The sequence below is a fragment of the Parasporobacterium paucivorans DSM 15970 genome (genome assembly GCF_900141895.1).
Lineage (GTDB): Bacteria > Bacillota > Clostridia > Lachnospirales > Lachnospiraceae > Parasporobacterium > Parasporobacterium paucivorans.
Map to the genome: position 1 here is coordinate 45,903 of NZ_FQYT01000009.1, position 19,126 is coordinate 65,028.

At 42.4% G+C, this 19,126-nt stretch carries 19 protein-coding genes; 2 read left to right on the forward strand and 17 right to left on the reverse strand.

Annotated features, from left to right (window positions below; all coding sequences use genetic code 11):
* Nucleotides 1–64 precede the first annotated feature (64 nt).
* Nucleotides 65–802 (forward strand): DNA alkylation repair protein, encoded by a 738-nt coding sequence (locus tag BUA79_RS05315; RefSeq protein ID WP_073993333.1) that lies wholly within the window; start codon nt 65–67, stop codon nt 800–802.
* On the opposite strand, the gene BUA79_RS05320 is transcribed toward BUA79_RS05315, so the two are convergent.
* The 16 genes from BUA79_RS05320 to BUA79_RS05395 all read right to left on the reverse strand — a co-directional run bounded on the left by BUA79_RS05320 (nt 784) and on the right by BUA79_RS05395 (nt 15,561).
* Entirely contained in the window at nt 784–2,115 is a 1,332-nt protein-coding gene (locus BUA79_RS05320; protein ID WP_073993380.1) for a pyrimidine-nucleoside phosphorylase, read from the reverse strand. The two genes, BUA79_RS05315 and BUA79_RS05320, sit on opposite strands and share 19 nt — an antisense overlap.
* A 16-nt stretch (nt 2,116–2,131) precedes the next feature.
* Nucleotides 2,132–3,307: a phosphopentomutase gene (locus BUA79_RS05325; RefSeq protein ID WP_073993334.1), complete on the reverse strand. Its 1,176-nt coding sequence runs from the start codon at nt 3,305–3,307 to the stop codon at nt 2,132–2,134.
* Between the two features lie 42 nt (nt 3,308–3,349).
* Nucleotides 3,350–4,234: a site-specific tyrosine recombinase XerD gene (gene xerD, locus BUA79_RS05330; RefSeq protein WP_073993335.1), complete on the reverse strand. Its 885-nt coding sequence runs from the start codon at nt 4,232–4,234 to the stop codon at nt 3,350–3,352.
* A 148-nt stretch (nt 4,235–4,382) separates the two neighbouring features.
* Nucleotides 4,383–4,958, reverse strand: coding sequence for an NUDIX domain-containing protein (locus BUA79_RS05335; protein ID WP_242941646.1), 576 nt, complete (start codon nt 4,956–4,958; stop codon nt 4,383–4,385).
* A complete protein-coding gene (gene proC / locus BUA79_RS05340; RefSeq protein ID WP_073993336.1) occupies nt 4,927–5,730 on the reverse strand; it encodes a pyrroline-5-carboxylate reductase in 804 nt (267 codons plus the stop codon). Before proC ends, BUA79_RS05335 begins: the two co-directional genes overlap by 32 nt.
* 18 nt (nt 5,731–5,748) lie before the next feature.
* Nucleotides 5,749–6,951 carry a pyridoxal phosphate-dependent aminotransferase gene (locus BUA79_RS05345; RefSeq protein WP_073993337.1) on the reverse strand — a complete coding sequence of 401 codons (1,203 nt, stop codon included), beginning with the start codon at nt 6,949–6,951 and terminating at the stop codon, nt 5,749–5,751.
* Nucleotides 6,952–7,023: 72 nt separating this feature from the next.
* Nucleotides 7,024–8,532, reverse strand: coding sequence for a ribonuclease Y (rny, locus tag BUA79_RS05350; RefSeq protein WP_408633825.1), 1,509 nt, complete (start codon nt 8,530–8,532; stop codon nt 7,024–7,026).
* A 131-nt stretch (nt 8,533–8,663) separates the two neighbouring features.
* A complete protein-coding gene (locus BUA79_RS05355; protein WP_073993338.1) occupies nt 8,664–9,140 on the reverse strand; it encodes a regulatory protein RecX in 477 nt (158 codons plus the stop codon).
* A complete protein-coding gene (gene recA / locus BUA79_RS05360) occupies nt 9,127–10,170 on the reverse strand; it encodes a recombinase RecA (protein WP_073993339.1) in 1,044 nt (347 codons plus the stop codon). The genes BUA79_RS05355 and recA overlap by 14 nt, the downstream gene beginning before the upstream one ends.
* Nucleotides 10,171–10,386: 216 nt before the next feature.
* On the reverse strand, nt 10,387–11,619 hold the full coding sequence (locus BUA79_RS05365) for a competence/damage-inducible protein A (protein ID WP_073993340.1): 1,233 nt from the start codon (nt 11,617–11,619) through the stop codon (nt 10,387–10,389).
* 2 nt (nt 11,620–11,621) lie between these two features.
* Nucleotides 11,622–12,167, reverse strand: coding sequence for a CDP-diacylglycerol--glycerol-3-phosphate 3-phosphatidyltransferase (gene pgsA / locus BUA79_RS05370; protein ID WP_073993383.1), 546 nt, complete (start codon nt 12,165–12,167; stop codon nt 11,622–11,624).
* Nucleotides 12,168–12,195: 28 nt separating this feature from the next.
* Nucleotides 12,196–13,518: a 30S ribosomal protein S12 methylthiotransferase RimO gene (rimO, locus tag BUA79_RS05375; RefSeq protein WP_073993341.1), complete on the reverse strand. Its 1,323-nt coding sequence runs from the start codon at nt 13,516–13,518 to the stop codon at nt 12,196–12,198.
* On the reverse strand, nt 13,519–13,770 hold the full coding sequence (gene rpoZ / locus BUA79_RS05380; RefSeq protein WP_073993342.1) for a DNA-directed RNA polymerase subunit omega: 252 nt from the start codon (nt 13,768–13,770) through the stop codon (nt 13,519–13,521).
* A gap of 11 nt (nt 13,771–13,781) precedes the next feature.
* Nucleotides 13,782–14,405, reverse strand: a complete 624-nt coding sequence (gmk, locus tag BUA79_RS05385) for a guanylate kinase (protein WP_073993343.1) — start codon at nt 14,403–14,405, stop codon at nt 13,782–13,784.
* Entirely contained in the window at nt 14,398–14,670 is a 273-nt protein-coding gene (locus tag BUA79_RS05390; protein ID WP_073993344.1) for a DUF370 domain-containing protein, read from the reverse strand. The genes gmk and BUA79_RS05390 overlap by 8 nt, the downstream gene beginning before the upstream one ends.
* A 12-nt stretch (nt 14,671–14,682) precedes the next feature.
* A complete protein-coding gene (locus BUA79_RS05395; RefSeq protein ID WP_073993345.1) occupies nt 14,683–15,561 on the reverse strand; it encodes a YicC/YloC family endoribonuclease in 879 nt (292 codons plus the stop codon).
* Nucleotides 15,562–15,730: 169 nt separating this feature from the next.
* Between BUA79_RS05395 and BUA79_RS05400 the strand changes: the two genes are divergently transcribed.
* A complete protein-coding gene (locus BUA79_RS05400) occupies nt 15,731–17,461 on the forward strand; it encodes an Rqc2 family fibronectin-binding protein (protein WP_073993346.1) in 1,731 nt (576 codons plus the stop codon).
* On the opposite strand, the gene recN is transcribed toward BUA79_RS05400, so the two are convergent.
* Nucleotides 17,448–19,121: a DNA repair protein RecN gene (gene recN / locus BUA79_RS05405; RefSeq protein ID WP_073993347.1), complete on the reverse strand. Its 1,674-nt coding sequence runs from the start codon at nt 19,119–19,121 to the stop codon at nt 17,448–17,450. The two genes, BUA79_RS05400 and recN, sit on opposite strands and share 14 nt — an antisense overlap.
* Between the last annotated feature and the right edge of the window lie 5 nt (nt 19,122–19,126).

The window sequence follows — 19,126 nt, forward strand, 5'->3', positions numbered from 1 at the left end:
TGTATAAGTATTATGGCATATGATATAATAGTTTTAATGATTTTATATAAAATAGGAGTTAATTATGAACTTTATATGTAAAAAATGGACAAATGATAATTATAATGTATTTTTGGCTTTCCTATTGAACAAACAGGACAGTCAATACCGTCAGTTTATGGAAAAACTTCTGCCAGGTGTTTCAAACTTGATTGGAATACGCATGCCGGTTCTGCATGAAGCTGCAAAACAAATCGCAAAAGGAGATGTGCTGTCATTCCTTAGTGTAGCCCGGGACACAAATTATGAGGAAGTTCTTGTGCAGGGATTGGTAATCGGCCGCTATAAAACAGATTACCAGGAATTTATGGTTTTGTTTGCCAATCATATCGACAAAATAAACAGCTGGGGTGCATGTGATTCGTTCTGTTCTGGTCTGAAGAATTTCGGAAATCATAAAGAGGATTTTTTTGGAGAAATACCCGGATTTCTAAAATCTGAAAATGTCTGGCACATACGTATTGGTCTGGTTATGATGATTTATTACTATTTGGATGATATTTATATAGAAGAAGTGCTTCGTCTCTGCGACCATGTTTCAGACGAAAATTATTATGTAAAGATGGCGCAGGCATGGCTTATCAGCTCTGCCTGCACAAAATATCCGTCTCAGACACTCATGTACCTGGAAAATTCTACAGGTTTGGACATATGGACATATAATAAATCATTGCAGAAGATACGTGAATCCAGGAAGGTTTCTGATGAAACCAAATCCCGGATTAGGATGCTCAAAAAGCTGAATCAACGGGAAATCTCATGAATCCCATCTTTTGTCAGTATCCATTTAATCAGAGACGGTTTTTCCACCGGTAAATCGCTGAAGGAATAAGCATCCAAAAGTTTTCTGGCCGCCTGACTGACTTTGTCAGGATCGTTTCCATGCATGACGGCAATAGTCTCACCGGATTCTGTCCAGTCGCCTATCTTTTTGCTCAGGACTACTCCTACAGAAAGGTCAATCACGCTTTCCTTTGTCTCTCTACCTCCGCCCAAGGCAAGGGAAACCAGACCGATTTCACTTGTTTTGATTCCGCATACATATCCAGAAACCTCTGACTTGATTTCCTGGATTATGGATGCACTTGGCAATCTTGCAGTATCAAAAACCGGAGATGAATCTCCTCCCTGGGCCTCGATAAATTGAGCCAGCTTTCGAAGGGCGCTTTTATCTCTGATTGAATTTTCTAATTTCACTCTGGCCTCTTCGGTTGTATCTGCTTTCCTGGCGAGAAGCAGCATGTACGAACCAAGAGTCAGGCACAATTCCCTTAGCTCTTTATCGCCCTCTCCAGCAAGAGTCTCAATGGCCTCCCGGACTTCCAGTGCGTTGCCGACTGCGCGCCCCAGGGGCTGGTTCATATCGGATATTATGGCGATTGTGTTTCTGCCAGCCCCATTTCCGATTTCGACCATTTCCCTGGCAAGAGCAATGGCATCATCTTCCTTTTCCATAAACGCTCCATTGCCGACCTTAACATCCAGCACGATGGCATCTGCACCTGCCGCCAGTTTTTTACTCATTATGCTGCTTGCAATCAATGATATCTGATCGACTGTAGCCGTCACATCCCGGAGGGCATAAATCTTCTTGTCCGCCGGAGCAAGATCCTTGCTTTGGCCGATGATGGATATTTTGATTTCATTAACATTTTTTACAAATTGTGCCGGCGACATTTCTGTAGAAAAACCTCGGAAACTCTCCAATTTGTCTATCGTACCTCCCGTATGTCCCAATCCCCGGCCTGACATTTTTGCCACAGGAACACCGCAGGCTGCCACCATCGGTCCCAATGCCAGGGAAGTTTTATCCCCTACACCGCCTGTACTGTGTTTATCAACCTTAATGCCATCTATTCCTGACAGATCAACAATTTCACCGCTGTTAGCCATCGCCATCGTCAGATGGATTGTTTCGTCTTCAGTCATACCCCTGAAATAAACCGCCATCAGAAAAGCGGACATTTGATAGTCTGGTATCCGTCCCTCAGTATAGTCCGTAACGATAAAACCAATTTCTTCTTTGGACAAAATCTCTCCATCACGCTTTTTTTGAATCAAATCGATCATCCGCATAAACAGCACCCCTTTTTTATTCAAATATTTCATTTTTGAAGCTTTTCCCAATCCGAAGTGAACTTAATCCAAAAATATCCGCAATAGTCTGGCCTGCATCAGCAAAGGTAGCCCTGATCCCTAAATCAACCCCTTTTTTCAGGCCATGTCCGTACAAAAGAAGGGGAACGTATTCCCTTGTATGATCTGTTCCGGCAGTGGTCGGGTCACACCCGTGGTCGGCTGTTATCATCAAAATGTCTGTACTTTTCATGCGGTCAAGGATCTCAGTCAGGCGGGCATCGAAATCCTCCAGCCCCCTTCCGTAACCTTCATAATCATTCCGGTGTCCCCATTTTGAGTCAAATTCAACCAGATTGGTAAATATGAAGCCACTTTCAACTGTGTCCATCATGTCGAGAGTTTTGTCTATTCCGTCCATATTATCTTTCGTGTGGACCGCTTTCGTCAGTCCGACACCAGCAAATATATCTTCGATTTTCCCTACTCCAGCAACTTCTCGTCCGCTTTCTGATATTCTCACCATCAGATTGTCTTTATCCGGCGCAATGGAATAATCCCTCCTTCTGTATGTTCTTTCAAAATGTCCTTCTGATCCAATAAATGGCCTTGCTATTACACGCCCTACATTATATTCACCCGTAAGGATTTCTCTGGCCTTCCTGCACATTTCATAAATTTCTTCAATTGGATAAATTTCTTCATGACAGGCAATCTGAAATACACTGTCCGCAGAAGTATAGATGATTGGCTTGCGGGTTTCCATATGCTCTTTTCCCAACAGCTCTATTATCTCTGTCCCGGAGGCTGGGTAGTTCCCCAGAATTCCTGGAAGATTGCATTCCTTTATAAATCTTTCGATGATTTCTTCCGGGAAACCATTTGGATAAACTGGAAACTGAGTTTTTGTATGTATACCCATCAGCTCCCAATGGCCGGTCGTCGTATCCTTTCCTGCAGATAATTCAGCCATTTTCCCAAAACAGCCTGCAGGTGAAACAGCCTGTTGGAGTACGTCAACTCCTTCGATATTTCCGATGCCCAATTTAATCAGATTAGGTATATTAAGTCCGTTTCTTGCTTTCGCGACATGGCTGAGAGTATTAGCACCCACATCGCCATATTTTTCGGCATCCGGGAGATATCCGGCTCCAACGCTGTCAAGGATTATCATTATTATTCGGCTTGTCATAATTATATACCTCCATTTTATTTGAGTAAATCAAAGCCCATCCTACCCTCTAGGATGGGCTTTCGCATATACATCGCGTATTTTGTTGTTGGTCAGGTTGGCGTAGATTTGAGTCGTGGAAATGTCTGAATGCCCCATCATTTCCTGTACCGCTTTTAAATCGGCTCCATTTGCCACTAAATGAGCAGCAAAGGAGTGTCTAAGCGTATGGGGGGTAATATCCGAAGATATCCCGGCTTTTTCCCCATAATGTTTGATCAGTTTCCAGAATCCCTGTCTGCTCATCGGTTTTCCTGAACAGTTCACAAAAAGAGCATCAATGGACTGGTCTTTAACCATGGAACTCCTCGTATTATAAATATATTTTGTAAGAGCCTGCTTGGCAGCCCTCCCGAAAGGGACGGCCCTTTCCCCATTGTTCTCGTGACAGGAAATATACCCAAGCTGCATGTTGACATCGTTTACCTTTAAATTAATCAGTTCGCTGACCCGCATTCCGGTCGCATACAAAAGTTCGAGCATTGCCTTGTCCCTATGGTCTTTCAGAGACTTTCCAGATGGCTGGCTCAGAAGAAGATCTACTTCCTCAATGCTGAGGATGCCCGGTAATTGTTTGACAACCTTAGGCGGTTTAATCAGGTCCGTGGGTTCCCTGGCAATCTTACCTTCCTGATTCAGATAGTGAAAAAATGATTTCATAGATGCAATATTTCTCGAAATAGTGGAAGGTGCACTCCCTTTTCTCTCAAGATACAGGATGTAGGAATTCACATTTGTGCCGACCGCACCGCTGAAATTCCTTATGTCCATCCCTTCAAAATATTCTGCCATTTTATACAAATCCCTTTTGTATGAAATGACTGTGTTTTCCGATTTCTTCTTAACCCCTCGTAAATAAGAAATGAAATTGTCAATTTCTGTCCTCATATAACCCCTCATTCTTTGTAAACATAATCCGTCCTTATCAATCATGACTACCTACCATTATATATGTAAACTCAAAGAAAATCAAATATAAATAGGTTACATAAAATACAAGATATTGTTACATGGTTATACGAAGTCCCGTATATTGTTATGCGTTATATGCATAGGCAAAAATTGAGCTGATTGTCTTGGCATCTTCTATTTGTCCTTCATAAATCATCTGAATGATATCCTTTAATCTGAACTCCTCGATTTCTATGAATTCATCCGGATCCAGATTCTGGTGGGTTCTGGTAAGGTTCCGGGCAACATACACATCAATGTTTTCGTTCGTAAAGGCTACAGCGGTTTTTAACCGGATCAGAAACTCCATGCTTCCGGCTGTAAATCCTGTTTCTTCTTCTAACTCCCGTGCAGCGCAGATCATTGTTGAGGTATCTCCTGGGTTGATGCCGCCGGCAGGTATTTCCAGCGTTGCCCTGTCCAGGGAATTTCTGTACTGCCTCACTAAAAGAATATTATTATCATCATTGACCGGAACAACGGCGGCTGCTCCGTTGTGAGTGACATGATCCCATTTTGCAGTCCTCCCGTCCGGCAGCTGAATCGTATCTGTGTAAAAATCGATGATGGAACCTCTGTGGACCAGTTCTCTTTTTAATCGCTTGAAATTAATCATCCCTATATCCTTCTCATTCTCCCTGAAGCTTTTGATTTTTTTCATAACATGCATCTGTAGCTTTGAATACGGCATTTCTGAACCCATATTCCTCCAAGGCCGCCACTCCTGCAATCGTAGTCCCGCCCGGAGAACAGACCCTGTCTTTTAATATGCCCGGATGTTCACCTGTTTCCAGCACCATCTTTGCGGAACCCAATACGGATGAAGCCGCAAATTTATAGGCCATATCCCTTGGCATTCCATATTTAACGACACTATCCGCCAATGCCTCAATAAACATATAAACATAGGCAGGGGAACTTCCGCTGGCACATACGACTGCATTCATTAATGCTTCATCTACCCGAACCATTTCACCAATGGAACGGAATATATTTTCTATCAGTTTTTCTTCATCTGAGGAAAAACGATCTTTCTGATATGCGACACCTGTTATACCCGCGCCAACAAGGGCTGGTGTATTGGGCATCACCCGGACGATCCGGGGATTAAATTCTAGTTTGGAACTAAGATAATCAATACGGATACCAGGTGCAAGAGATATTACAATATCATCTTCCTTTACGATATTGCTTATGTCTTGCAGAACACTTTCATAGTATTGAGGCTTGACGGCAAGGATGATTACTTTGGCCAGCTTGGCACATTCAGCATTTGTATTGACATATTTTACATTTGTAATTTTTTCTACGTTTTCCATTCTTTCCTGAGATGCATCGGTAAACACGATACCGGATGCATCAAAACAGCTCAGCATTCCTTTAAGCATTGCATATCCCATGTTTCCCATTCCAATAAAACCAATATCAGCCATTATATGTTCTCCCTTGTATTATTTTTCCAGGCTTTTGACAAAATCTGCAATACGCCCCATACCTTTTTCTATCTGTTCCCGAGAAATGGCATATGAAAGGCGCATATACTCGGGTGCACCGAAGTCAGCACATGGAATGACTGCAAGCAGAAAATCTTCTATCAGAATTCGTGCCACTTTAGCAGCTGATTCCAGAGTCTCCCCTTTATATTTCATATCCAGTATGCCAGACAAATCTACAAAAAGATAAAAAGCTCCTTGCGGCTCTAATGCAGAAAGATAATCTATTTCCCCAAGAAGACGATAAATCAGTTTTTTCCTTTCTTCAAACTCATTTTTCATATCCAGTACTGGCTGCTGGTCGCCTTCTAAAGCAGCTATTGCCGCCTTCTGCGCAATGGAATTTGGATTTGAGGTCTGATGACTCTGAATGCCGGACATCAATTTTGCAATCGCCAGTGATGAACCAGTAAAGCCAATCCTCCACCCTGTCATGGCATAGCTCTTTGATAAACCATTTACTGTGATGGTTCTTTCATATATATCGTTTCCAAGCGAGGCAATGCTGATATGCTTATTATCCCCATATGTCAGTTTTTCATAAATTTCGTCGGAAATGACATAAATATTATTCTTTACAGCATAATCGGCAATAGCCTGCAGTTCATCTCTGGAGTACATCATTCCAGTAGGGTTATTCGGAGAATTGAGAACCAATACTTTCGTCTTGTCTGTCGTCACTGCCTGCAGTTTTTCGGGTGTCACTTTAAATCCGTCTAACTTTTCACCTTTCACAAATACTGGTACTCCTGAGGCCAGTCGAACAATTTCCGGATAGCTCAGCCAGTAAGGCACCGGAATGATCACCTCGTCACCGGGATTCAACAATGCCGTGAATATATTTGTCAGAGAGTGCTTTCCGCCATTGCTTATGACAATTTGGTCAGGCTTATATTCAAGATTATTATCGGCCTTGAATTTTTCGGAAATGGCAGCTTTAAGTTCAGGCATTCCTGAAGCATTTGTGTATTTTGTAAAGCCTTCACGAATAGACGTAATGGCTGCTTCGCATATATAGTCTGGTGTATTATAATCCGGTTCCCCCGCCACGAAACCTACTATATCCAATCCTTTTGACTTCAATTCTTTTGATTTTGCAGTTATAGCAAGGGTGGAAGATGGTTTTACCTCTAAAGCTTTTCTTGAAAATTCCAATGACATACAGTGCCTCCAATAAAATTATTATATTTTATATTAACAAAAAAGCGCGATATAATCACGCTTTTTTTGTTTTTATTTTGCATAATCGACTACTCTTGATTCTCTTATTACATTAATTTTAATATTACCAGGATATTCAAGCTCAGCTTCAACCTGTTTGGAAATGTCTCTCGCCAGCAATACCATGTCGGCATCGCTAATCTGCTCCGGAACAACCATAACTCTGATTTCCCTGCCCGCCTGAATAGCAAAAGATTTTTCAACGCCTTTAAATGAGGTGGCTATATCCTCCAACTGGGTCAGTCTCTTAGTATAAGTTTCAAGAGTCTCTCTTCTGGCTCCTGGTCTTGCCGCTGATATTGCATCAGCCGCCTGTACAAGGCATGCTATCAGAGATTCGGGCTCCACATCACCATGATGTGAGGCGACTGCGTTAATTACTATTGCAGATTCCTTGTATTTCTTACATAAATCGACGCCAATCTGAATGTGGGATCCTTCCATGTCATGATCAACCGATTTTCCAATGTCATGTAAAAGTCCCGCTCTTTTGGTCATCCTGATATCTTCGCCAACCTCTGAGGCTAAAAGCCCCGCAAGATATGCAACTTCAATCGAATGTTTCAATGCATTCTGACCGTAACTTGTACGATATCTCATCCTGCCCAGTAATCTGATTAATTCCGGATGAATACCATGCACGCCAACTTCCAGTGTGGCAGCCTCTCCTTCTTCACGTATCGTTGCATCGACTTCCTTCTGTGCCTTTTCAACCATCTCTTCAATCCTTGCCGGATGAATACGTCCGTCTACGATTAGTTTTTCCAGAGCAATTCTGGCTATTTCTCGTCTTATCGGATCAAACGATGATAAGATAACAGCTTCCGGTGTATCGTCAATAATGAGATCTACGCCGGTCAATGTCTCTAAGGTACGGATATTGCGTCCTTCCCTGCCAATGATTCTTCCCTTCATTTCATCATTAGGCAGCTGTACAACCGATATCGTTGTTTCAGATACGTGGTCAACAGCACATCGCTGTATCGCTGTAACAACGTATTCTTTGGCTTTTTTATTAGCCTCATCTTTAGCTTTGTTTTCAAGTTCTTTCACTAGTTTAGCAGTTTCAGTCTTCACTTCTTCTTCGACTGATTTTAACAGAATATCTTTTGCTTGTTCGGAGGTCAGACCAGAGATTCTCTCCAGTTCCTGTGTCAGCTGTTTTGCCTGTTCTTCAATTTCAGCCTGCTTTGTGACAATATCCTCTTCCCTTTTTGCGAATAATGTTTCTTTCTTCTCCAGGTTTTCGGATTTTTTGTCCAAAGACTCCTCTTTCTGAAGAACTCTGCGTTCGTAACGTTGTAATTCTGCCCGTCTTTCCTTGGTTTCCTTTTCCAGCTCATTTTTGGTTTTCAAAGATTCCTCTTTGGCTTCCAAAAGAGCCTCCCTCTTCTTAGTTTCAGCAGTTTTCAATGCCTCATCTATGATTTCTCTTGATTTCTCTTCCGCACTACCTATTTTCGTTTCGACATATTTCTTTCTGTAGTTTTGGGAAAGAAGCCAGGCAACAGGAGCAACAATACATACAGTTATCACAACTGCTATAATCGTTTCCAGCACAGGTGCACCCCCTTATCTAGTTTTCATTGTACAAATACAACATATTAATTTTATACCGTTTTATAAGTTATGTCAAGCGGATAAAGATGTTTTCACCTAGGTATTTCAAGCTTTTCAAGCCCTTTGATTACAAGGTTAATCTGTTCATATCGGAAGCCTTTTCTCATAAGAGAAGCAATAGATTTCTGCTTTGATTTTTCATCCGCTTCCTGCCATATAATTTTCTTTTTCAAAAGGAGGCTGAGTATTGTTTCCGTCTGGTCCGAATCGAACTGACATATCACCTCTCTGACGATATCCCGGTCTATCCCCTTGGCGATCAGTTCGAATTCAATCTGTTTATAACTCTTCTTTACAGACCTTCCATTGATATATATTTCTGCATATCTGAAGTCATCAATATATTTATATTCTTTAAGAAAGGAGATTATCGAATCGATAATCTCCCTCTCGTAGTCTTCCGCCATCAACTTGCTTCTCATTTCAAATTCCGTTTTGGCAGAATGCTGCAGTATAAAAAGAGCACGTTCCTTCCCGGTTTTAAGACTGTTGGTTTTATTCGTTTTCATTAGATTCTGCGACCGTATTCGCTGCATTGGTTCCGGAGGCAATACCATACTTTTCACGTACAGCCCGATCGATATTCTCGAGTATTTCCGGATTTGCCTGAAGGAAAGTTTTGGAATTCTCGCGTCCCTGTCCTATTTTTTCGCCATTGTATGCGTACCATGCGCCGCTTTTATTGATAATATCGACCTCGGCGGCAAGATCCAGAATCTCACCTACCTTGGAAATTCCTTTTCCGTACATAATATCAAATTCAGCTTCTTTGAAAGGAGGTGCAATCTTGTTCTTTACAATTTTAACCCTTGTCCTGTTGCCGATCATCTCACCGCCCTGCTTCAGCGTCTCGATTCTTCTGACGTCCATACGGATCGATGAATAAAACTTCAACGCCCTTCCACCAGTGGTCGTTTCCGGATTCCCGAACATCACGCCGATTTTTTCCCTGAGCTGATTGATAAATATGACGATGCAGTTTGTTTTTCCAACTACGGCTGTTAATTTCCTTAAAGCCTGGGACATAAGCCTTGCCTGCAGTCCCATGTGGGAATCACCCATTTCGCCGTCGATTTCTGCTTTTGGAACCAGGGCTGCTACTGAATCGATTACAACAATATCCACGGCACCAGATCGAACCAACGTCTCCGTGATTTCCAAGGCCTGTTCTCCGTAGTCCGGCTGTGAAATATAAAGATTATCAATATCTACGCCTATCGATTTTGCATACACAGGATCCAGGGCATGTTCCGCATCAATAAAGCCGGCTATTCCACCAAGTTTCTGAACCTCGGCAATCATATGCAGTGCGACCGTAGTCTTACCGCTGGATTCCGGTCCATATATTTCTATGATACGGCCTTTGGGTATTCCTCCAAGACCAAGTGCTATATCTAATCCAAGTGAACCTGTTGGAACTGTCGCTACATTCATGGAAGTTCTGTTTTCTCCCAGTTTCATAATAGAGCCTTTGCCGTGCTGTTTTTCAATCTGCGAAACCGCAGCATCCAATACTTTAATCTTATCGTTTTTCTCCATTATATCTCTCCTTTTCAATCGAACTTATGTTCGTTTTAATGATAAACTAATTTTGGATGAATGTCAATACAATTTAAATCATATAATAGTGGGAAAATGCCAGAATATCGGCAAAATAGAAGAATCGATAGAATCCTTTTAAATTATATCATTATAGATATTTCAATTCAAGAAAAAACGGCACATATCTATATCAAAAGATATGTGCCATCCACCTTATCCTAAAATCTTTCTTATAAGATCAAGGGCCCTGATTATTGTCTGCTCCCTTACCCTGTCTCTGCTTCCCTTGAAAAAATATTCTTCAACAACAGTATTGCCCCCGAATGAGCATGCTATATATACGAGACCAACTGGTTTATGGATGGTTCCGCCATCAGGACCTGCAATCCCTGTGGTTGCTATTGCCACATCCGTTCCAGTTGCTCTGGCGCAGCCCTGAGCCATGGCTTTGGCAGTCTCTACGCTTACGGCACCGAATTCTTCCAAGGTCGCAGTGGGAACGCCCAGCCTTTTCACTTTCGCTTCATTCGAGTACGTGACAAACCCTTCTTTGAAAATCTCCGAGACCCCTGATACGTTAATTATCCTGCCAGCCAGAAGACCTCCTGTGCAGGATTCAGCCGAAGACAGAGATAGACCCGCCTTTTTGAGGAGACCGACTACGATTTCTTCCAGCGATTCATCCGGATTCTCAGTCAGGATATATCCAGTAAAACGCTTTCTTGTTTCTTCCTGAAGAGGTTTCAGCATATCCATGGCATCTTCACGGGTCGTGGCCTTCGCTGTGAGACGGAGCATTACCTCTCCCTCTTTGGCGTAGGTGGCCATGGTTGGATTCTTGCCGTTTATCAGGTCATCCACCATTTCTGCAACTTTGCTCTCTCCGATTCCGATGAGTCTTATGACTGACGAAAATATTGTCCCGTCTGTTTTGCCTACCAGGTATGGATATGCTTTGTTCCTAAACATTTCCGTCATTTCTTTAGGTGGACCAGGCAGCAGTATGATGATTTTCCCCTCATGTTCGACAATCAGTCCAGGGGCTGTGCCATCATCATTATCTAAAACAATAGAACCTTCAATGATATCGGCCTGCTTGTAATTATTGCATGCAATATCCTTAATGTTTCTCCCCGAAAAGTAGGATTTAATCCTTTGGAAGGATCGTTCGTCACGGACCAGGTTTCTTTTCAGAAGCCCGGCGGTGGTCTCCTTGGTCAAATCATCCCGTGTGGGTCCCAATCCGCCCGTCAGTATCACTATATCCGATCTTTCAAGGGCCGTCTGCAGGGCGTCCGCAAGGCGGGGTTCATTGTCGCCGACAACCGTCTGATTAAATGCCGAAAAGCCCAGTTCTGCACACTGCGTGGCCAGATACCGGGCATTCGTATTAACAATGTTTCCTAATAAAAGTTCAGTCCCAACACTTATCAGTTCAGCAGTCATAGCTATCGGCTTCCCTCTTTAAGAATATCCTGATTTTTAACAAGATAGTCGATCAATGATATAATGGTCAGTATCGTTGACAGATAGATGAAAATCTGTTCCAATACATTAAACGCAGCATTATTCAGATTCAGCGACAAAAGTATTACCATGATCATCTGTGCCACTGTCTTGTATTTGCCCCACCATCCGGCGGCAATAACTGTTCCTTTTGTGGATGCAACCAGTCTGAACCCGCTGATAATGAATTCACGGCTGATTATAATAATTACAATCCAAGCCGGCAGCAGCTGCATGGATGCAAAACAAATCAGACCAGAGCTGACTAAAAGCTTATCTGCAAGCGGATCCATGAATTTTCCAAAATCCGTTACCAGATTATCCCTTCTGGCAAGGTACCCGTCCAGCCAGTCCGTTGCGGAAGCGACTATGAACAGAATTGTAGCAATGTATTTTCCAGCATCCCCGAACATCCCGGAAAGCAGGAAGAATACATAAAAAGGTATGAAACAGACCCTTATAATCGTTAGTTTATTTGGTAAATTCATTTCAACCCCATTTCCGGCAATCAATAACCTACATGATTTCTCCTATAAGATCATAGCCCGATGCACCTGTTATATCTACAGTCACAAAATCTCCGGTCATTAATTCCCAATTTGTATTCACAAAAACATTTCCATCTACATTGGGACTGTCCATGTAGGACCTGCCCACATAAACATCTTCATCGGTCAGCTTTCCTTCAATCATAACCAGAAGTTTCTTGCCCTTCATTGCTTCCGCATTTTCGAAAACAATTTCCTGCTGCAGCTGCATTATTTCGTCTCTTCTCTGCAGCTTGACTTCGTCATCTACCTGATCTGGCATAGTGGCTGCGGGGGTATCCTCTTCCTGGGAATAAGCAAAAACACCGAGCCTGTCAAATTCCATCCGGTCAACAAATTCCAGCAGTTCTTCATGATCTTCACTGGTCTCACCGGGAAAACCGCTAATCAGTGTAGTACGCAGCACAATTTCTGGTATTTCTTTCCTTATGGATGCAATGATGTCTATAAGCTGCTGTTTATTGGTTCTTCGTCCCATTCTTTTTAACACATTATCGCTGGCATGCTGTATTGGCATGTCGATATATTTACATATTTTTTCTTCTGTTTTAATGGTTTGGATCAGTTCTCCGGTAATCTCCTCCGGGTAGCAGTATAGCAGCCTGATCCATACAAGATCCTGTATTTCGCAAAGCTTCTTCAGAAGCTCATGAAGCATTTTCTTTCCATAGATATCCGTTCCATACAAGGTAGTTTCCTGAGCAACCAATATAAGTTCCTTTACGCCCTTTTCAGCCAAAGTTCTGGCTTCATCCACCAGTTCTTCCATCGGACGGCTGCGGTAAGCCCCCCTTATCGACGGGATGATACAGTATGTGCAATATTTATCGCAGCCTTCTGCAATTTTAAGGTACGCAAAATGACCACCCGTAGTGAGCACTCTTCCGCTTTTCGTCACCGGATGCCTGCTGTCTGCCTCAAAGCGCATGGTTCTGTCGCCATTCATGGCAGCGTCCAGAGCAGCACCTATTTCATTATAGGCATCCGTTCCAACAAGTGCATCCACTTCAGGTATTTCATTAGTGATTTCATCTTTGTATCGCTGGGCAAGGCAGCCGGTCACTATGAGGGCTTTACACCTTCCGTTTTTCTTCAGTCTGGCCATCTCACAGATCGTGTTAATGCTTTCTTCCTTCGCATCATTTATAAAGCAGCAGGTATTGACAATAACTGCATCTGCTTCCTCCTCGTCATCCGTGAATGAATAGCCCCTGCTGTTAAGGATCCCCAGCATCTCTTCCGAATCTACCAGGTTCTTATCACAGCCAAGGGATATAAATAATAAATTCATCTATACATTTTCCTTTGTATCTTCGTCACTGACAATCTTAACCTTTGACTGATATAATTCGTCAATAGCGATAGACAGGGGTTTCATACCGCAAGCTCCGCTTATGTGAGGCTCTTCTCCGGCAATGATCTGTCTCGCTCTTTTTGAAGTAGCGTTCACGATAGAATATCTGCTCTGTACTACCGGCTGCTCTCCTACTTCCACATCACTATTTACAACTTCCATTAAATCCGTATATGATGGATGTAACATATTTGTTCCTCCTATAAGCTTTTAAGCTCTTCTTTGATAGTATTTATCCGGTCAATATTTCTGAATGTCCTGCAGTGTTCACTCTGGATGACCCTGTGGATTTCATTCACGCTTTCATCCAAAACACCATTTTCGATGATATAGTCATACTTTTCCATTTCTGTTGACTCTTCACATGCACGCGCAAGCCTTGCCTGTATAGTCGCCTCGTCCTCCGTTCCACGGGAAACGAGCCGTCTTCTCAACTCTTCGGCACTGGGAGGCAATACGAAAACCAGCACAGTATCCGGATATTTTTCTTTCACCTTCAAGGCACCCTGAATCTCTATTTCCAGGATAATATCTTTCCCGTTATCCATTTCATTCATGATAAAGTTTTTGGGCGTTCCATAAAAATTGTCGACGTATTGTGCATGCTCCAGAAGTTCGTCTTTTTCAATCATTTCCTGAAACTCTTCTACGGACTTAAAGAAATATTCCTTTCCTTCGATTTCACCGGGTCTTGGTTTCCTGGTTGTGGCTGACACAGAGAGAGTATAACGACTTCCGTAAGAACTTATAAGTCTCTTGATGATTGTTCCTTTACCGGTGCCGGCAAATCCGGAAATTACCGTTAATATCCCTTTTTTACTCATTGCTTTCCCCTTTTGGCATTTCATTATGATTTTCATTAAAACGTCCGGCTATGGTGTCCGGCATAAGAGCAGACAGAATGACATAATTCCCGTCTGCGATTATCACAGACCGGGTGCGTCTGCCCTGGGTCGCATCCACTGCATTTCCATTGTCCTTTGCAGACTGGATCAGTCTTTTTATAGGCGCGGAATCCGGATTCAATACAGAGACTACTTTCCCGGAATTAACAACATTCCCATAACCAATGTTAATTAATCTTTCCATACATCTCCTTTGTTATTCAATATTTTGTATCTGTTCCCTGACTTTTTCAATCTCTGTTTTTAATTCAATCCCGATGCTGGATATTTCCATGTCGTTTGTCTTGGATAAAATGGTGTTGGCTTCCCGGTTCATTTCCTGGGCAATGAAGTCCAATTTCCTTCCCATTCCGTCCCCAGATTCAAGTACATCTTTTGTATTCATAATATGACTTTTAAGTCTGACAATTTCTTCATCTACACAGACCTTGTCGGCAAAAATAACCACTTCAGCCGCCAGTCTTGACTCGTCAATCTGGACATTCTCAACAAGTTCCCTGATTTTCTCATCAATTTTCTTACGATAGTCCGAAACAATCTGTGGAGAACGTTCTTCTATAAATACAACATGTGCAAGCATTATGTCAAGCTTTTCCGAAATATTTATTTTCAGTGAAGTCCCTTCCTTCAATCTTGATTCGACAAAGTTATCCAAAGCTTCCTGCAGTGCCTTTTGAATGGCACCCCAAAGCTCATCCTCATCGGGGCTCTGTTCTTCCATAATAAGCACTTCCGGACATCTCAAAAGCACGGAAGCCTTCATATCGTTATCCAGACCAAATGATTCTTCCACTCTTTTATAATAGGAAATATATTCTTCCGCAAGAACTTCGTTATACTTAAGGCTTGTGTTGCCGGACCCTGAATCTTCATAGGAAATATACAGATCTATCTTACCTCTTTGAATCTGTTGTTTCACGGTATTTCGAACTGCGGTCTCCAGCAGATTCAATTTTTTTGGCATTTTCAGGCTTAAATCAAAGTATTTGTGGTTCACAGATTTGATCTCCACAATCACTTTGCGGTTATTCTCAAAAATCTCCGCCCGGCCAAATCCTGTCATACTTTTAATCATAAATCCCACTTTCCAGATTCACGTCTTTTTTGATATTTAAAGAGCTATTATAATTCATTTACTGAAATCAGTCAAGCAGACGGAAGTCCCGGAGACCGGTCAGTTAACGGTTGACTTAAAGTGATTAAGATTATAGAATCATCTAATATAAAAGATATAGGAGGTTATTATGGCTTTAGATGGAATTACTGTCAGCGCCCTGGTTCATGAACTGGACTCCACCCTTACGGGCGGCAGGATAACAAAAATATCCCAACCAGAAAAAGATGAGCTGCTGCTTACAATAAAAAATAATGCATCCCAATACAGACTTTTGATTTCTGCAGGAGCATCCCTGCCCCTAATGTATCTCACAGACAAAAACAAACAAAACCCCATGACAGCGCCAAACTTCTGCATGCTCCTCCGCAAGCATATCAACAACGCCAAAATCACAGGCATCACCCAGCCTGGGCTGGAGCGTGTAATAAATATCAGCCTGGAACATTTTGATGATTTGGGCGACAAAAGAAGAAAAACCCTCATCGTGGAATTAATGGGGAAACACAGCAACATCATTTTTTGCAATGAAGAAAACCGTATTGTCGACAGCATTAAACATATATCCTCCAATGTCAGTTCCGTCCGGGAAGTTCTTCCAGGCAGGGATTATTTTATCCCCAATACGGCTGATAAAATAAATCCATTGGAGATGACCGCAGAGAAGTTTGAAGAAATATCACAAAAGCCAATGGAAGCCTACAAGGCACTATATACCTCCATGACGGGTTTAAGCCCAGTTGTGGCCCAGGAAATCTGCCACAGAGCATCCATTGAGCCTTTCAGGACAATAAATGAGCTTATGCCTGAAGAGAAAATGCGGCTGCTCGGCTCCATCACTTCCATGATGAAAGATGTGAAAAATAAAATCTTTGCTCCCTGCATATTCTACGAAAAAAAAATTCCTGTGGAGTTTTCTGCCATACCCCTGTCTGTTTACGAGGGACTTCCTGTAAAGCAGAGCGAAAGCATCAGTGAAATACTTGAAACATACTTCAGTGAAAAAGATGAAGTGACCCGTATCCGTCAGAAAACTATCGAATTAAGGCAGATAATACAGAACACCCTCCAGAAGGATTATAAAAAATACGATCTTCAGCTTAAGCAATTGCAGGATACCGAAAAAAGAGATAAATTCAAGATTTACGGGGAGCTCATAACAGCTTATGGATATAACCTTAAGCCTGGTTCAGATAAACTCGTAACCGTAAATTATTATGATGATGAAGAAATAGCCATACCCCTGGATCCAACAATGTCTCCCATTGAAAATGCCAAGAGGTATTTTGATAAATACGGAAAAATGAAACGGACAAATGAAGCCCTTGCAGAAATCATCAAGCAGACTTCAGATGAAATAACACACCTGGAATCAGTCAGCATGGCACTCGATATGGCCCAGGATGAAGGAGACATTTCCGAAATCAGGGAAGAGCTGGTTCAGAGTGGATATATCCGAAGGAGATCCGAAAAGAATAAAAGACGTACAGAGAGCAACCCGCTGCATTTCATTTCGTCAGAAGGCTATCATATTTATGTTGGAAAAAACAACCTGCAGAATGAATACATTACATTCAAGCTTGCCGGAGGAAATGACTGGTGGTTTCATGCGAAAGGAATACCCGGCTCTCATGTTATTGTGAAGTCTGAAGGAAGGGAACTGCCCGATCTGGTATTTGAGGAAGCGGCCAGACTGGCAGCCTATTATTCAAAGGGAAGAAGTCTGGAAAAAGTTGAAGTCGATTACTCCCTGAAAAAGAATATACGTAAACCTGGCGGCTCAAAACCGGGGTTTGTAATTTACCACACAAACTTTTCCATGATAATCGAGCCCGACATAACAGGTATCAGACAGGGGTAAATGATTTCTTGAGCTTTTCAGCCTCATCGAGCATTTCAGATGCGTTATGTCTTACCGTATCCGTAATATGGATTCCACCGAGGATTCTGGAAAGCTCATCAATGGACTCTTCTCTGTCCAGCCGGTTGACTTCAACAATTGTGGCACCCTCATTTACTCGTTTATCAATTCGAAAATGCAGGTCAGCCATAGATGCAATCTGCGGCAGATGTGTGATGCAAATAACCTGATGGTTTCTGGAAACGTGACTGAGCTTCCGGGCAACCTGCCCTGCGGTGCGTCCACTGATACCTGTGTCGATTTCATCAAATATCAGCGTGTTTATATTATCCTTCTGTGCCATGATGGTCTTGATCGCCAGCATGATCCTGGAAAGCTCACCGCCGGAAGCTACGTCCTTAAGGGGGCGTATTGGTTCCCCCGGATTTGTGGAAATCATAAATTCCACCCCATCTATCCCCTTTTGTGATGCCTCCGCTAATGGGACAAATTCGATTTCGAACCGCACATCATTGAAGTTCAGGTCCTCAAGAGATTTTCTTATTTCTTTTTCAAGTCTTTCTGCAGCTTCTTTACGGAGTACAGATAAGCTTATGGCAATTTCAGTGAGTTTGGCCATTTCTTTTTCAATCACATTTTCCAGACAGCTTTTTCTTGTTTCAAAATCCTTTAATACTTCAAGCCTGGAGGCCGCTTCTTCTCCGTAAGCCAGGATTTTGGAGATAGATTTCCCATACTTGCTTTTCATTTTGTTGATCAGATTCAGCCTGTTCTCAACTTCATAGACCGCCTGCTCATCATAAGAGAATTCGCCCATATATAAATTTATGCCTCTCATGAAATCACTGAAAATGCTTTCCAGCTCAAGAAGCTGATCATAGTGCTCCTGCAGACGTTCGTCATAGTTTGAGATATTCTTCAGGCTTTTCACTGCCTCTCCCATTTCATCTCCAATATTCAGAGATTCCACAGAAGACAGAACTTCCATAATTTTCATGCCGTTGGAAAGTTTCTTATATTCCGATTCCAGACTTTCATCCTCATCTATAATCAGATGGGCATTATCTATTTCGTTCAACTCATACTCATACAATGACATTTCCCTAAGCCGCTGTTCTTCGTCCAGGTTATAACCTTCCAGCTCCTGCTTAAGCCTTCGGATTTCCCGGTATTTGTCAGACACCTGGCCTGCGAGATCTGCGATTTCTGTCCCCCCGTACGTATCAAGGATTTCTATGTGTCTGGATTTGTTCAGCAGAGACTGATGATCATGCTGACCGTGGATGTCGACGAGATCAGAAGTAATCTGTCTCAGTTTTGATAATGTGACCGTAACTCCGTTTACCTTGGAGATACTGTGTCCATTGGTGATTTTTCTCGAAATGATGATTTGTCCGTTCTCGAACGAAATATCCTCTTTCTGAAGACAATGTCTTACATGAGGATCCTCAGTTTGAAATACAAGTTCTACAAGAGCATGATCGGCTCCCGTACGTATCAGGTCACTGGAAACCTTACCTCCCAGCGCGGCATTGATGGAACCAAGGATAATGGACTTACCGGCACCCGTCTCACCGGTCAGAATGTTCAGTCCCTCTCCGAAGCTGATATCAATATCCCTTATAAGTGCAAGATTTTTAACATGCAAATTCACTAACATTGATT

Excerpts from the sequence above, each read along its gene's own strand:
- BUA79_RS05325 (WP_073993334.1), bottom strand. The coding sequence starts at position 3,307 with ATGACAAGCCGAATAATAATGATAATCCTTGACAGCGTTGGAGCCGGA.
- rimO (WP_073993341.1), bottom strand. The coding sequence starts at position 13,518 with ATGAATTTATTATTTATATCCCTTGGCTGTGATAAGAACCTGGTAGAT.
- xerD (WP_073993335.1), bottom strand. The coding sequence starts at position 4,234 with ATGAGGACAGAAATTGACAATTTCATTTCTTATTTACGAGGGGTTAAG.
- BUA79_RS05345 (WP_073993337.1), bottom strand. The coding sequence starts at position 6,951 with ATGTCATTGGAATTTTCAAGAAAAGCTTTAGAGGTAAAACCATCTTCC.
- rpoZ (WP_073993342.1), bottom strand. The coding sequence starts at position 13,770 with ATGTTACATCCATCATATACGGATTTAATGGAAGTTGTAAATAGTGAT.
- proC (WP_073993336.1), bottom strand. The coding sequence starts at position 5,730 with ATGGCTGATATTGGTTTTATTGGAATGGGAAACATGGGATATGCAATG.
- BUA79_RS05320 (WP_073993380.1), bottom strand. The coding sequence starts at position 2,115 with ATGCGGATGATCGATTTGATTCAAAAAAAGCGTGATGGAGAGATTTTG.
- BUA79_RS05400 (WP_073993346.1), top strand. The coding sequence starts at position 15,731 with ATGGCTTTAGATGGAATTACTGTCAGCGCCCTGGTTCATGAACTGGAC.
- gmk (WP_073993343.1), bottom strand. The coding sequence starts at position 14,405 with ATGAGTAAAAAAGGGATATTAACGGTAATTTCCGGATTTGCCGGCACC.
- BUA79_RS05315 (WP_073993333.1), top strand. The coding sequence starts at position 65 with ATGAACTTTATATGTAAAAAATGGACAAATGATAATTATAATGTATTT.
- recN (WP_073993347.1), bottom strand. The coding sequence starts at position 19,121 with ATGTTAGTGAATTTGCATGTTAAAAATCTTGCACTTATAAGGGATATT.
- recA (WP_073993339.1), bottom strand. The coding sequence starts at position 10,170 with ATGGAGAAAAACGATAAGATTAAAGTATTGGATGCTGCGGTTTCGCAG.
- pgsA (WP_073993383.1), bottom strand. The coding sequence starts at position 12,167 with ATGAATTTACCAAATAAACTAACGATTATAAGGGTCTGTTTCATACCT.
- BUA79_RS05395 (WP_073993345.1), bottom strand. The coding sequence starts at position 15,561 with ATGATTAAAAGTATGACAGGATTTGGCCGGGCGGAGATTTTTGAGAAT.
- BUA79_RS05390 (WP_073993344.1), bottom strand. The coding sequence starts at position 14,670 with ATGGAAAGATTAATTAACATTGGTTATGGGAATGTTGTTAATTCCGGG.
- BUA79_RS05365 (WP_073993340.1), bottom strand. The coding sequence starts at position 11,619 with ATGACTGCTGAACTGATAAGTGTTGGGACTGAACTTTTATTAGGAAAC.
- BUA79_RS05355 (WP_073993338.1), bottom strand. The coding sequence starts at position 9,140 with ATGAAAACGAATAAAACCAACAGTCTTAAAACCGGGAAGGAACGTGCT.
- BUA79_RS05335 (WP_242941646.1), bottom strand. The coding sequence starts at position 4,958 with ATGAAAAAAATCAAAAGCTTCAGGGAGAATGAGAAGGATATAGGGATG.